The organism is Moorena producens 3L (genome assembly GCF_000211815.1).
Lineage (GTDB): Bacteria > Cyanobacteriota > Cyanobacteriia > Cyanobacteriales > Coleofasciculaceae > Moorena > Moorena producens.
In genome coordinates, this window is sequence record NZ_GL890935.1 from 24059 (window position 1) to 37840 (window position 13782).

The following is a 13782-nucleotide window of genomic DNA, read 5'->3' on the forward strand; positions in this document are numbered from 1 at the left end:
TTCTTCATTCTTCATTCTCCATTCTTCATTCTCCATTCTTCATTCTTCATTCTTCCAGCAAGCCATCACAAAACGCCTTCAGTTCCGGATTGACATAACTATTTCTGGAATTACTACGTAAGTAAGCACAACCCCTAGCTAAGAGTCCATCCAGGGTGTCCACCCGCCACAGCTTGATGGTATAACCGTCTATGGTAGCCAGTTGCGTCCCATCTGGGTGGAAAACCAGGCGAGTCCCCTCGAATTGGGCAATTTGCCGACCCGCTAAATCCCACAGGCGCACGGTACGGTCACGTCCAGCGCTAGCGAGCAATTGACCATCAGGGCTAAATTCCACCTGGTCAACTTTACTGTGATTGTCTGTAAATGCTTGGACTTGCCCAGTGTTGACATCCCACAATCTCACGATTCCGTTAACTCCAGCACTAGCTAGCAGCTGACTATCCCAGCTAAATTCCACCTGGTAAACTCTACCCTGATGCCCCTTCAATTCCTCGACTTGCCTAGTTTTGATATTCCAAACCCTCATGATTCCGTCAAGTCCAGCGCTAGCCAGCAGCTGACCATCCCAGCTCAATGCCATCTGCCAAACCCAACCCCGATGCGCCTTCAAGTCCTGGACTTGCCCAGTGTTGAGATCCCAAACCCTTACGATTCCGTCAAGTCCAGCGCTAGCCAGCAGCTGACCATCCCGGCTGAATTGCAACTGCTGAACTAAACCCCGATGCCCCTTCAATTTTTGGACTTGCCCAGTGTTGATATCCCACAATCTGACGATTCCGTCAACTGCAGCGCTAGCTAGCAACTGACCATCCCAGCTCAATGCCATCGGCCAAACCCAACCCCAATGCGCCTTCAATTCTTGTTGGACTTGCCCAGTGTTGATATCCCACAATCTGACGATTCCGTCACCTCCAGCGCTAGCCAGATGCTGACCATCCCGCCTAAATGCCACCTGCTTAACCCTACCCTGATGCTTCACAAGTCTAGGCTCCTGAATCTGGTCAAGAATCCGTTGTAAAGCAAGTATTGGACTAGCACCAGGATAGTCTTTCAAGGGAGTATTTTTCGTGACCATTGCTTTCAATGTTTTCCCGGTCTCCATAGCTGCTAGTAAGGCATCAAACGGGCTATCCTTAAATTTATCAAGATGTGTAACTCCTGCTCGTTCTAGTTTTTCTACTTCTTGCTTCCTTTGCTCTAAAATCCGCTTTTTTTTATCAACTTTATTCCGAATCGGACCTACTAAATAATCATGAACCAACTGATAGCAATCTTCCGTTCCTGGTTGAATTTGAAACACTAAACCAGAGCCTACTATAATCTCCAAAATCAGGCTGATATCCTCTGGAGGTAAAGTTAATACACTAGCTAATTCAGTCTCGGTTCTTAAGGGTCTCAGTTGCTTGTCATTGGTCAATAAAAACAACAATTTCCAGGTATTTTCTCGGTGTTTTGCTCCACAATCAGTAACCACAGCCTCCAGATAACGCTCTACTAGTTTTTCCTTATCGCTACCTTGCTTATACCTCTCCAAGGTGACAATTTCCTCGGTTTCTAATTGTGCTCCCACTACCTGCAACTCAATCGGACGCACTTCTCCCGTTTCTGCTGCTAAATCTTTGACCAATTGCTCAATTAACTCTGGTTCTAAGGAAAACTTAGCTTGCTCCGTTAACCGTTCAATCACTCTTTTGGCCTGGGATTGAGTAAAATTTCCTAAGTAATAGATAACATCCTTGCTGAGAATATCATTATTGACGACATCTAAACTAATTAGGCGGTCATTACACTCTAATAAATAATAGATATAATCTTCTCGCAAGGCCAGAATTACCTTCACGGCCTCAAGGGTTAGACAGTCCTTTAAGAATTGATAAAAAACTCGCCGTTGCTGTGGCTGAGGATACTGAAATAAAAATTCTTCAAACTGGTCGAAAATTAGAACCGTCAGTCGATTAGTGTCACCATTTTGTCGCAGCTGGTGGAGAATTTTACCCAGAATTTCTTTTCCATCTCCCCCCTGGTCTGTTCCAATTATCCTTTTAGCCAAGCTATGCTGCCACCGTTTATAAACTGTCAGCAACACTGGCTCCACATCCCGAGCGGCAATAATCTCTTGCTGTAATCTAGGAATTAAACCAGACTGAAGTAGAAAACTTTTACCGACACCGGAGGAGCCACAAATTACCGTTAGTTTGTGGTCTTTGCGAGCAATACGCTCAACTAAGTCATTAATCGCTTGCTCTCGACCAGAGGCAGCAATGGGATCAGCCACAATTCGCTGCTTTTCCTCTACCGTTGCCTGAGTATCCCTAATTCGTTGGTTGAGGGACAATCGACTAGGTCCGAGAAATGCCCGAAACCGGAACTGATACTCGATGGATTGCTGGTATGCCTTAACTGAGAAGGCTCTTTGATACTCCCCTTGGTCAAAGTAGAGCTGTCGCAATTCTGCCAGAATTTTAATATATAGATAAGGATTAAAGTTAGGTAGGGTTTGCTCTTTGGCAAGCTCAAGATGGGCAATCGCGTCCTCGGGTAGACTGAGATGCTTGTAGGCTCTGCCTAAGGATAAGCGATACCAACCTTGATGAAGTCCCCACGCCCAGTCCAACTGCTCCCGAGTCAGGTCACCAGGGAGTTGAACAGAATTCTTGGCCTTGGTAAGGATGTCCAGTGCTTTAGTTGCCAAGTCCTTGACCCAATGCCATTGGGAGCGAGCGATGGCGACTTCTGCGGCTAGAATGCCGTAATCATGGGCAAGCCAGACCGGGTTGGGATATTGTTGATGGAGGGTTAAGGCTTTTTTACCTAACTGCTCCAACTCATCCCATCGCCCTAGTCTTTGTAGAATTTCTCCCAAGGTATTGATAAACTTAGCCACTAAGTCGGGACGCTGGGCTTGCTCAAAGCAGTCATGCGATCGCACAAAATATTCCCTAGCCCGTAGGCAATGTTGCTTATGCTGATTCCGGTTTTGATCGGCATAGGTACGGTACAATTGCCCCATATGGAAAAGAACACATCCGTATCGGATTAGATATTCGCGGTCGGCAGAGCGGGAAGAGGGGTAAGCTCGCAGAAGACGTTCCCACAGGTCTATACTTCGTTGATAATGCTCTTGGGACTGCTTGAGATCATCGGGAATTCCTCGACCTAAAATAAATTCCACACTAGCTTCTAAGTCTAGCGCTAATTCTACCTGCCGATGTTGCAAGTCTTGCCAAGCTTGGCGTAAGTCAGCCAGCTGCTGGTTACTGAGATTATGTTTATGGTTAAGAACCTCAGCAGCTCCAGCGGCTAAGACTTGAGCAAACCCAAGATCAGTAACCTGTTGGATAAATTCGATTACGTCAGCGGTAGAGATTTGAAAGTCCAGGGGTGAACCGGTTCCCCAACTGGCCAAATCCCTGGCGGAGTGCAGGAATTGGGAATAGACTCGATCATCTACCCAAAATAAAACCGGGACATGGAACTGTTTCCGAAACTCTTCCCGGACTCGATTGGCTAATCTGAGCAGTTGCTCAAGGTTTCTGACCACCTCAAAGCCATAAACCATAATCCCTTGGGGCGGTTGTTGTGCCAGTTGGGATTGAATGTGGCTGTATATAGTCCTGTAGAGCTGAGTGACCTCCGGAGTTAGCCCAATCGGGAGAATCTCTACGGAACAAACCTCGGCCAGCTGTTGAATCAACTGGTCTCGCCACTGGGTATAATTACAATGGGCAAAGATTAAGGAAAATTCCTTTTCACCGGCTCCCATTTCCATTGCCCAAGCCAGCTGCTTCAATAGCTGTTGATGATCATCCTGTGGCTGACGATTAGTCATTGAGTTATGGCAATGGGTGTAATGGTGTTTCCAAATTCAACGAAGCAATAATTGCTAATATCAATCTCAAAGCGCATTCTTGCTAACCCAATTCCCAATTCCCGATTCCCGATTCCCGATTCCCGATTCCCGATTCCCAATTCCCGATTCCCGATTCCCAATTCCCGATTCCCGATTCCCGATTCCCGATTCCCGATTCCCGATTCCCTGTTCCCTCAGCTATAACTTGCCCGTTTCTACCAGAATCGGATTGACTGTAAACCAAGACCCTTGAGCGTCATAGTATTCATACACAAATAGACTACGCACCAGCACCCGATAATGGTCGTCACCACTTACTTCTTGGCTCTGATGCACCTGACGCAATAATTCCCACTCCTTTTCATCAATCGCTAATCTGATTTTATTACAGCGACTACGAATAACCTGGTCTAACCCTGCTCGGGATAGCGGTAACTTGCCTTCCACCATAATCCAATCCCGAATCATTGCCAGTAACTCCCGCACATGACCACCACTGATAGAACAGAGTCTGTCCAGGGTTTCCGGTGCATCAAACACTTCCGGAATCTTCTGCAACCGTTGCGCTGATGCTAGCTTAGGAAAAGCTCTAGCCATTACCATGGCTCTGAGCCTTGCCATTCCTTCCTCACATTCCTTACCATTCCGTTGCGTCACTGGCACCATTGGCAACACCTTCGGCTCAACCCCGAAACGATTGGTAAGCCGGACGATATCATTACAAAATCGTAGCCCTAGGGGCATCGTATATATAACATGACAGTTGAGTTGGCGCAACTGTTCTCCCCGGTCTACAAATAAATATTCCGGTTGTGGTCTGCCCCAAGGCTTGGGCACAATTTCCACCCGGTCAAGGTTATCCACGATTACCACTAGTCCCCGTTTTCCCTGGTGTTGGAGTTGAGCGATCGCAGGTTCAATCAACTCGGTATTAATCACATCAATAATGGTTTTGGTACGAGGTTCGATATAATCCCGCAACCGATTACGCAAGGTTGGGCTATTTTTGGCTCTCGTGGTAATCTTGCCAATCCCTACCGATAAGGAATACTCTCCCTGTTTTTCCTTGACCCCAATCCCACCAACCTTGGGAATCTTAACCTCAACCCCAGTTACATCCGAATCTAACAAGTTGGTAATGTCCTGTAGGAAAGCTTTAAAGCCTTTTAGTTGTAAGTTAACCTGGCTAGCTTCCAAACTTTCACTGACCTGGCGAGCAATAACTAATAAAATATCCCCCACATCCACATCGTTCATTTCCAAGTCCTGATCCGACTCGAAGTAAACCACATGAAAGTCTTCTGCTAGCAACTCAGCCTTGAGTCGAGATAATTCCGTAGACTTCCCACAACCAATATGTCCGGTAAATAATTGACAAGTGGGCTGGTCTTCCGAGAATAGAGTAATTTGCGCTTTCAGTTGCTCAATCAGTGCTCCTCCTCGGACAGAAGAAAAATCGATATAGAGCTTCTCGTCTTCTGGCTGGGTTAGATCAAGGGTTTTGCTGGGGTTAGTGGCTTTGTAAACTCGGTGAATTTAGAGTCATCAGGTGTGGGGTGTGGGGTGTGGGGTGTCAGCTCATCAAGGGTTCAAGACTGTATATGTATCATTAGTAATGCTGCGAGTTCTAATTCGTTTTTGGGTACACTAATAGGTTATTTTTGTCTATAGTAATCCATTGCACTAAGGGTAGGCTAATTTAGGCTAGTGCGATCGCATCAGCCTGTGAGCCTGGTGATTGAGCCTGTGAGCCTGATCAGCCAAAGTGATCCCACTAGCTTAATGACTTGGAGGATAAAATGTAAGCATTCAGCTATCAGCTATCAGCTATCAGCTAATGCGCTACTTGAGGTGCTTTTGAATAAAATAACCACCTCAAGCAGCGTGAGCCTTGGCCTTGGCCATAGGCCAAGCTTTCGGCAAAGCCGACGCTTCGCAAACGCGAATGGCTGACGGCTGACGGCTGACGGCTGAATGCTTACGATAAAATTTATGGCAAGCCTGAATCTCAAAGAAGAAGCACGTAGATTAATCGATAAATTACCAGAAGATTTTAGCTGGGCAGACCTAATACAGGAAATTCACCTCCGCCAAGATGTTAAAACTCAACCTGCTGACAGCACAGAAGCTCGAAAGATACCTGTAGTAACAGCTATCTTCGATGGTGAGGTTTTACGGTTAGACACAACTGTTAATCTCGAACCCGGCAAGCGCTATGCGATTGCTATTGAGACAGAAGTGACAACAGTTACTAGCCAAAATGCCTGGGATGTGTTATAAGGATTTGCCGGAACAGTTGAAGCACCATCAGACTGGGCTATGGAACATGACCATTATTTGTATGGAACGCCTTGTTCAAGCTGGTTATCGAGCTTTGATGCTTGATAAGTAAAAAACTATAGCACTAAGGGTAGCTACCTGTAGGGTGGGCAAAACCTTGCCCACCCTACCCATGGATTCTGTGGGTAAGTCCTGAGTAAAAAACTATAGCACTAAGGGTAGGCTAATTTAAGTAAGTGCGATCGCATCAGCCTCTGAACCTCGTGAACGAACCTCTGAACCTCCTGAGTGTAAAAAAATACTAATTAAAGTCCGGTGGGCAAAGTATTCTACTATATAGGGTTTCTCATACCTATGAACTACAGAGGATTTTTTCCCTCTCCCCACACCTCCCACACTTCCCACCCTCCCCACACTCTTATGCATAATTTCATTCCTCCGGAACGATTTTTCCCTTATCTGACCTGGACTGATATCGAACAGATGCCAGACAAAGAAAATGTTGTGATTATTCAGCCGGTCGCTTCCATTGAGCAGCATGGCCCCCATTTACCGCTGATTGTAGATGCGGCGATTGGGGTGGGAGTCTTGGGCAAAGCCTTAGGCTGCTTAGACCCAGAAATCCCGGCTTATGCCTTACCTCCCCTTTATTACGGCAAATCCAATGAGCATTGGCATTTTCCTGGCACCATTACCCTTAGTGCTCAAACCTTACTAGCGGTGCTGATGGAAATGGCTGATAGTATCTATCGGTGTGGGTTTCGGAAGTTAGTACTGATGAATTCCCATGGCGGACAACCCCAAGTGATGGAAATTGCAGCACGGGATATTCACCACAAGCATGAAGATTTTATGGTATTTCCCTTGTTTACCTGGGGCGTGCCTAACATGGCCAAGGAATTAGCTACCCAGAAAGAATTAGAATTAGGGATTCATGGGGGGGATTTAGAAACTAGTCTCATGCTCTGTCTACTCCCCGGTCAAGTGAAAATGGATCGGGCAGTAAAGGAATATCCCCAGGGATTGCCCGAAGATAGTCTATTGAGTATGGAAGGAAATTTGTCCTTTGCTTGGCTGACCAAGGGGCTGACTCAGAGTGGAGTACTCGGGGATGCCACAGCAGCAAGTGAGGAAAAAGGCGATCGCTTATTAGCCTCTCTTTGTGATGGTTGGGTAAACGTGATTCGCGATATCTATCGGTTTCAGCAGCCTGATGTGACGAAGAGGTGATTGCTTAGGGAATCGGGAATCGGGAATCGGGAATCGGGAATCGGAAGTCTGAGGAGGGTGGGGAGGGTGGGAAGTGTGGGGAGAAGGGGAGGGAAGAAGAGTGTGGGAATAGGCAAGAGGCAATAGGCAATAGGCAATGGTGCGCCCTTGTCCCATAGTGCTGCATCCCTTTTATGATAATGTTTTCATCTATTTTTCTTCTGCCCTGAGCCGAAGCTCCCCGTTGGGAAGTTGCCTAGAACTCTTGGCTGATCAATGCGGATGGCGAGACTCGAACTCGCATGGCTTTCGCCACACGCCCCTCAAGCGTGCGTGTCTACCATTCCACCACATCCGCGATTTGCTAACCGTTTCTTAGGATAACATACAACAGTACTGAGCTGCAAAGCCTGGATCATAAAATTACTGTCAAAATTGCTGTGAAACTTAAATTGACGGGTAAACTCAATTTAGGCATGATAGCACTAGGCATTAGGGATTAAGACAAAAAAAACCCTTAATAGTTTATAAACCATGTTGCGCCCCACCCTCCCCACACTTACTATATTTCCCAACCCTCCCCACACCGACCTTTCTCCCCACCCTCCCCACACTTCCCACACTTCCCACACTTCCCCATCAATCCTAGTTTTACATCTCAACTAAAAACCCTATATAGCCAAGCTATTTTATGAAATTTTCAAAGATATTAATTGCCAATCGTGGGGAAATTGCCTTACGGATTATCCGAACCTGTGAGGAGATGGGGATTCCCACCGTTGCAGTTCACTCGACCATTGACCAACATGCTCTTAATGTCCAACTGGCCGATGAAGCGGTTTGTATCGGGGACCCCCCCAGCAACAAAAGTTATTTAAATATACCCAATATTATTTCTGCTGCCCTCACTCGCAACGCCACTGCCATTCATCCAGGCTATGGTTTCCTATCAGAAAATGCCCGTTTTGCTGAAATCTGTGCTGATCATCAGATTGCCTTCATCGGTCCTACCCCAGAAGCGATCCGGGCCATGGGAGATAAATCTACGGCCAAAGAAACCATGCAACGAGCGGGTGTGCCCACAGTACCTGGAAGTGATGGATTAGTCAGCTCTGAGCAAGAAGCTCATGCGATCGCACGTCAAATTGGCTATCCTGTCATGATTAAAGCCACTGCTGGTGGTGGAGGAAGGGGTATGCGCCTGGTACAGGATGACAGCCAATTGATTAAACTCTTCCAAGCCGCTCAAGGGGAAGCCCAAGCCGCCTTTGGTAATGGCGGGGTATATATTGAAAAATTTATTCAACGCCCTCGCCATATCGAGATTCAAATTTTAGCTGATAGTCACGGCAACGCAATCCACTTGGGTGAGCGAGACTGCTCGATCCAACGGCGTCACCAAAAGCTACTGGAAGAAGCCCCTAGCCCAGTGCTTGACCCAGAATTGCGGGAAAAAATGGGTAATGCTGCGGTAATGGCCGCTAAGTCCATCAATTACGTCGGAGTTGGTACAGTAGAGTTTCTCTTAGATGCCTCTGGTGAATTCTACTTTATGGAAATGAACACCCGAATTCAGGTAGAACACCCAGTCACCGAGATGATCACCGGTCTAGACTTGATCGCCGAACAAATTAAAATTGCTGAAGGGGATAAACTAAGCCTGACCCAAGACCAAGTTACTCTCAAAGGTCACGCCATCGAATGTCGGATCAATGCCGAAGATCCAGACCACGGTTTCCGTCCCCAACCAGGACGAATTAGTGCTTACCTACCACCAGGAGGACCAGGGGTGCGCATGGATTCCCATGTTTACCCCGATTACGAAATTCCCCCCTATTACGACTCTCTGATTGGGAAATTAATCGTTTGGGGTCCCACCCGTGATGCGGCCATTCAGCGCATGAAACGAGCCTTAAGGGAGTGTGCCATTACCGGAGTCACCACCACCCTCACTTTCCATCAAAAAATCCTAGAGACACCAGCTTTTATTGAGGGTCAGGTCTATACCAATTTTGTCGAGAAGGAGATGATGACCTGAACAGCAGAAGGCAGAAGGCAGAGGGCAGAAGTAGGAAGAAAGACAAAAGTAAGTCCTTGGTAATTAGCGATAGCGCTACGCGCACGCTACGCGAACGCATCTTAGTTTTACTTTTTTCTGTTAATACACATCTTGTCTATCTTGTCAATGGGTAAGTCCTCATAGCAGAACTTTTCTTCAATTCCCCTCCCATAACCGTAAAGTAAATCAGTGTACTACATTTAAGTCTTTTAAATCTCTGTGACTCCAGCCCGGTCAGTATTTTCACGTTCGTTTTTGTCCCAAAGGGAGGGGAATTACATGGTAATAGCCAACTATTTATAGTTAATTAAATAGTCAAGCAGTATAAACTTATTAAAGTTTTTATTAAATAAAGTTTAAATGGAATTAAAATCAATTACTTCTGTTATAAAATAATTATTGAAAAAATGCTGATTTTACTAGGGAAGTATAAAAATGTTGAGTGAACTATTGAATAAAAAACATACCAAGAATTTTTGGGTATACGATGCAGACAAGAATGGATATGTGGACAAAGCCGACTTAGAGCGATGCGCTCTTAATCTGGCTTTGCTACGAGGTTTGGAACCGGGAATGCCAGAATTTGAAGATATTAGTGCAAAATATGCGGCAATTTGGCAAAAATTTTGGCAGCCTGCCGATCTCAATGGTGACGGAAAAGTAGAATTGGAAGAGTATCTGACGGTGGCCGAAAAATCGATTGCTAATTTCCCTAATTCAGCAGAACTTCAAGAAGCTCATGATGCTAAAGCAAGCATTATCTTTAGCATCTTGGATACGGATAGTAATGGTACAATTAGTCTGGCTGAATACAAAGAGTTTTGTAAAGCAGTACAGCTCGACGAAGATATTGCTGAAGTAGCTTTTGCCAAGTTAAATCAGAATGGAGATGGAGTTATCTCTAGTGAGGAATACTTAGAAAGAAGCAAGGAATTTCATACAAGTGATGATCCTAATACACCTGGTAACTGGCTTTACGGCTCCTATGAATAATCCCAATGTCAGGACTGGTTTTTCCATCTAGCTGAAACTCAGTAGAGTTGAGACCGCTGAAGGTAATCCTTCACACCCCCCTTGAAATTTTTCCTGGAACCTTGAACTTTCCTAAAACCATTGGGGCTAAGTGAATGGTTAACCATTACCCCTGTAACCTTCAACCTTGGCCAAAAGGCCACGCTACGCGAACAACCAAACAACCTGCAACCTTCAACCTGCAACCTGCAACCTTCAACCTTCAACCTTGGCCAAAAGGCCACGCTACGCGAACAACCTCCAACCTGTAACCTCCAACCTGTAACCTCCAACCTTCAACCTCCAACCTTCTAGATCATCATCCTCAGGATTCCCTGCTGACCTAAAAGAATTTCCCGCAGCAGGCTGAAAATCCCTACCCAAATAATTGGGCTAATATCAACCCCACCAATGGGAGGCACAATTTTGCGCATTGGCACTAAAAAGGGTTCCGTTGGCCAAGCTACTAGATTAAATGGCAAACGATTTAGGTCTACCTGAGGATACCAGGTCAGAACAATGCGAAAGATAAACAAAAAGATCATTAGTCCGAGTAACGGACCAAGAGTCCAGATAGCAATCGTAGCAGCAGTCATGGCTTATTTAATCTTAATGATCACAAATGTATTGCTGGTGGCACCGTCAGCGGTGAGCGGTGAGCGGTGAGCAGTCAGTGGTCAGTGGTCAGTGGTCAGCTTATTTTATTCAAAAGCGCCGATTGCGCTACGGGCACGCTGCGCGAAGATTACCGTGGCACAGGCTTCCAGCCTGTGACCTAACCGATAAGCTGATAGCTGATAACTGATAGCTGATAGCTTACGTGCCGCCTTAGGTGGGTAGGTGGCTTACGGGCGTCCTTGTGATTGTAGTTAATTTAATTTAAACTTTCTCAATAATAGTATCATGTTCTTAGTTCACCCCTCACCAAGCCTCACCTCTGCTCCAATAGGGAACCGGCAGTGGCATGGGGGAAAGCAATCATGTCTAACACTTACCCGATTGGGAAGTGTAGGAGCATCACAAACAAGATTTACAAATTAACTAGGAGTTTTTATGACACCTTCATTAGCCAACTTTTTGTGGAGTTTACTTTTGGGTACTGCCATTGTGGTTATTCCTGCCACTGTGGCACTAATCGTCTTTAGCCAGAGCGATAAGATCCAACGCTCATAACGAAATCCCTACTATCTATGCCTTCAACGAAGTAAGGCGGAGCTTCGATAGCAGGAAATTGAGTGGGTTCACAACCCGCTCAATTTTTGTATTCAGAATCTCTCCTGATCCAGGAGTAAAATGGTTGTTCTCCAGTTACAGTAGAGTGTAAGACCAATAACTCGCTACCATAAAACTGACCATAGGAGAGTAGCAATGGTAAATTTTGGGTTTAATTCAGCTAGCCTTTTGGGCATATTCTTGATGCTTGCCGGAGCAGGACTCTATTTCCTGCGCTCGGTCCGTCCAGAACTAGCCAGAGACCATGATATCTTTTTCACTGTGGTCGGGGTAGTTTGTGGCTTTATTCTGGTGACTCAGGGATGGCGACTCGATCCAATTTTGCAGTTGAGTCAGCTGTTGTTGAGCGGTACAGCAATATTTTTTGGTGTGGAAAGTCTGCGGTTACGGGGCGTTGCCACTAAAAAAGCCCGGGAAGATGCTGGGTTTGAAGACCGCCAGCGACCAGTTAGCCGTAACTATTACCGCGAAGAACCACAAGAGGCTAATGTTTATGATGAATACGATGAACTAGAGCCGGTAGAGGAGCAATACTCCAACCCTCGCTTGCGGCCCACAGCAGATTCCAGGGAAAGGCGCATAGACCGTTATGAAGCAGAAACCCGCCGTCCACCAAGGAGTCGAGGGAGTTCAGAGGAATCTAGGCTAGAAGAGCGGACGCGTAAACGCCGCCCTCGTTCTAATGGTCAGTTTTCAGAACGACCTAGAGAGACCTGGCAGGCTAAGTTAGATAGTGATTGGGAAGACAGACCATCTCGTAGTAGACGTTCTCGTCCTTCGGAACAATCTGTGGAACGACCTGTAGAACGATCTGTAGACACTTGGGAGGCTAAGTTAGATCGGGATCTAGACAGAGATCTAGACAGAGATCTAGATAGAGATAGAGAAGACAGACCCGTTCGCCGTAGCCGTTCCGGTCGTGAATCTATAGAAAACTATGACTCAGAAAACTATGACTCACAGATAGCCTCAAGGGAAAGAAAGCGTCGTACCACCCCAAGGGAGGAAACATCCTCTAACTACTCAGACCAAAACGATTATGTGGATTACAAACCCATCGACCTGTCTGAGGAAGATGATGAGCCGTTAGGACCGTTTGAGTACTAATAAAACTAGCTATCAGCTATCAGCTATCAGCTATCAGCTATCAGCTATCAGCTATTAGCTATCAGCTATCAGCTATCAGCTATCAGCTATCAGCTATCAGCTATCAGCTATCAACTATCAGCTATCAGCTATTAGCTATTAGCTATCAGCTATCAGCTATCAGCTATCAGCTATCAGCTATCAGCTATCAGCTATCAACTATCAGCTATCAGCTATCAGCTATCAGCTATCAACTATCAGCTATCAACTATCAGCTATCAGCTATCAGCTATCAGCTATCAGCTATCAGCTATCAGCTTAAGGGCACGCTACTTGAGGTGCTATTAGTTATCAGTTATCTGCTAAAGGCTGAGGGCTAAAGGCTGAGGGCTGAGGGCTGAGGGCTGAGGGCTGAGGGCTGAGGGCTGAGGGCTGAGGGCTGAGGGCTGAGGGCTGAATGCTTAGCACCCTATGCTATCAAAACAGCGGGGAATTCGGTTCTGTGGATTGCCATAATAATCCAAAATCTCGTGAGTCCGTAGCACCATAGATTCCATCAGAGCAGTCATGTTCTTCTTTACCACTAATTGGTCTTCTGGTGAAACATAGGCTACGTCTGCCAACAAAACCTCGGTAATGTCTTCATGTGCTCCATCGTCATTAATTTTGGCATGGAGCAAGATTGGTTGATAAAAGTCCGAAGGCAAATCTAAATCTTGACACCGCTGTTTGAACAGACCGTGTGACGCATTCCCCCACCTGGCCGTAGGCCACGCGGGGCGCGTTCGTCCAGGTGGGGGTTAGTCCACGTTGATATTAATTACTATAGCGCTTTTTATCCTCATGAGGTACACATATTTTTTTCCCTCTTCCCTGCTCCCTGCTCCCTGCTCCCTGCTCCCTGCTCCCTGCTCCCTAAAACCTTAGGTGCGCTTGACCTTGGCGAATTAAATTCGCCACGGGTCGCACCTCAAAAACTTGTACCTTACTAGATTAAAAACCGCTATAAAGACCTGGAACACTGATTATAGTTCGCGTAGGGAACAGGGAA

14 protein-coding genes and 1 tRNA gene are annotated in these 13782 nt (G+C 46.2%); 8 read left to right on the forward strand and 7 right to left on the reverse strand.

Features of this window, described 5'->3' with window-relative positions:
* Positions 1–46 precede the first annotated feature (46 nt).
* The gene (locus LYNGBM3L_RS18880; protein WP_008186595.1) at positions 47–3832 is read right to left on the reverse strand and encodes an nSTAND1 domain-containing NTPase; all 3786 of its coding nucleotides are present in this window, start codon (positions 3830–3832) and stop codon (positions 47–49) included.
* A gap of 51 nt (positions 3833–3883) precedes the next feature.
* On the opposite strand from LYNGBM3L_RS18880, the gene LYNGBM3L_RS43895 reads away from it, so the two are divergent.
* Positions 3884–4057: a hypothetical protein gene (locus LYNGBM3L_RS43895; protein WP_154659850.1), complete on the forward strand. Its 174-nt coding sequence runs from the start codon at positions 3884–3886 to the stop codon at positions 4055–4057.
* Here the strand turns inward: LYNGBM3L_RS43895 and LYNGBM3L_RS18885 are convergent.
* Positions 4052–5164 (reverse strand): hypothetical protein, encoded by a 1113-nt coding sequence (locus LYNGBM3L_RS18885; protein ID WP_008186598.1) that lies wholly within the window; start codon positions 5162–5164, stop codon positions 4052–4054. The genes LYNGBM3L_RS43895 and LYNGBM3L_RS18885 overlap by 6 nt on opposite strands.
* A 681-nt stretch (positions 5165–5845) precedes the next feature.
* On the opposite strand from LYNGBM3L_RS18885, the gene LYNGBM3L_RS47615 reads away from it, so the two are divergent.
* Positions 5846–6133, forward strand: a complete 288-nt coding sequence (locus LYNGBM3L_RS47615; protein WP_229414600.1) for a hypothetical protein — start codon at positions 5846–5848, stop codon at positions 6131–6133.
* A 228-nt stretch (positions 6134–6361) separates the two neighbouring features.
* Here the strand turns inward: LYNGBM3L_RS47615 and LYNGBM3L_RS41165 are convergent, their stop codons facing one another.
* Positions 6362–6559, reverse strand: a complete 198-nt coding sequence (locus LYNGBM3L_RS41165) for a hypothetical protein (protein ID WP_131827281.1) — start codon at positions 6557–6559, stop codon at positions 6362–6364.
* On the opposite strand from LYNGBM3L_RS41165, the gene LYNGBM3L_RS18895 reads away from it, so the two are divergent.
* Entirely contained in the window at positions 6554–7363 is an 810-nt protein-coding gene (locus LYNGBM3L_RS18895) for a creatininase family protein (RefSeq protein WP_008186603.1), read from the forward strand. The genes LYNGBM3L_RS41165 and LYNGBM3L_RS18895 overlap by 6 nt on opposite strands.
* Positions 7364–7367: 4 nt before the next feature.
* On the opposite strand, the gene LYNGBM3L_RS43900 is transcribed toward LYNGBM3L_RS18895, so the two are convergent.
* Complete coding sequence (locus LYNGBM3L_RS43900) at positions 7368–7529, reverse strand: hypothetical protein (RefSeq protein ID WP_154659851.1); 162 nt, start codon at positions 7527–7529, stop codon at positions 7368–7370.
* 90 nt (positions 7530–7619) lie between these two features.
* Positions 7620–7700: transfer RNA gene (locus LYNGBM3L_RS18900), tRNA-Leu, on the reverse strand.
* Positions 7701–8033: 333 nt separating this feature from the next.
* On the opposite strand from LYNGBM3L_RS18900, the gene accC reads away from it, so the two are divergent.
* The 3 genes from accC (at position 8034) to LYNGBM3L_RS18915 (ending at position 10727) form a co-directional block, all read left to right on the forward strand.
* A complete protein-coding gene (gene accC / locus LYNGBM3L_RS18905; RefSeq protein ID WP_008186605.1) occupies positions 8034–9380 on the forward strand; it encodes an acetyl-CoA carboxylase biotin carboxylase subunit in 1347 nt (448 codons plus the stop codon).
* Positions 9381–9836: 456 nt separating this feature from the next.
* Positions 9837–10394, forward strand: coding sequence for an EF-hand domain-containing protein (locus tag LYNGBM3L_RS18910; protein ID WP_008186607.1), 558 nt, complete (start codon positions 9837–9839; stop codon positions 10392–10394).
* A gap of 120 nt (positions 10395–10514) precedes the next feature.
* Complete coding sequence (locus LYNGBM3L_RS18915) at positions 10515–10727, forward strand: hypothetical protein (protein WP_044493872.1); 213 nt, start codon at positions 10515–10517, stop codon at positions 10725–10727.
* On the opposite strand, the gene LYNGBM3L_RS18920 is transcribed toward LYNGBM3L_RS18915, so the two are convergent.
* Complete coding sequence (locus tag LYNGBM3L_RS18920; protein WP_008186608.1) at positions 10724–11008, reverse strand: YggT family protein; 285 nt, start codon at positions 11006–11008, stop codon at positions 10724–10726. The two genes, LYNGBM3L_RS18915 and LYNGBM3L_RS18920, sit on opposite strands and share 4 nt — an antisense overlap.
* Before the next feature lie 457 nt (positions 11009–11465).
* On the opposite strand from LYNGBM3L_RS18920, the gene psbX reads away from it, so the two are divergent.
* A complete protein-coding gene (gene psbX, locus LYNGBM3L_RS36785; protein ID WP_071986908.1) occupies positions 11466–11585 on the forward strand; it encodes a photosystem II reaction center X protein in 120 nt (39 codons plus the stop codon).
* A 195-nt stretch (positions 11586–11780) separates the two neighbouring features.
* On the forward strand, positions 11781–12752 hold the full coding sequence (locus tag LYNGBM3L_RS34985; protein WP_008186610.1) for a Ycf66 family protein: 972 nt from the start codon (positions 11781–11783) through the stop codon (positions 12750–12752).
* 440 nt (positions 12753–13192) lie between these two features.
* On the opposite strand, the gene LYNGBM3L_RS18930 is transcribed toward LYNGBM3L_RS34985, so the two are convergent.
* On the reverse strand, positions 13193–13438 hold the full coding sequence (locus LYNGBM3L_RS18930) for a hypothetical protein (protein WP_008186613.1): 246 nt from the start codon (positions 13436–13438) through the stop codon (positions 13193–13195).
* Positions 13439–13782: the final 344 nt, after the last annotated feature.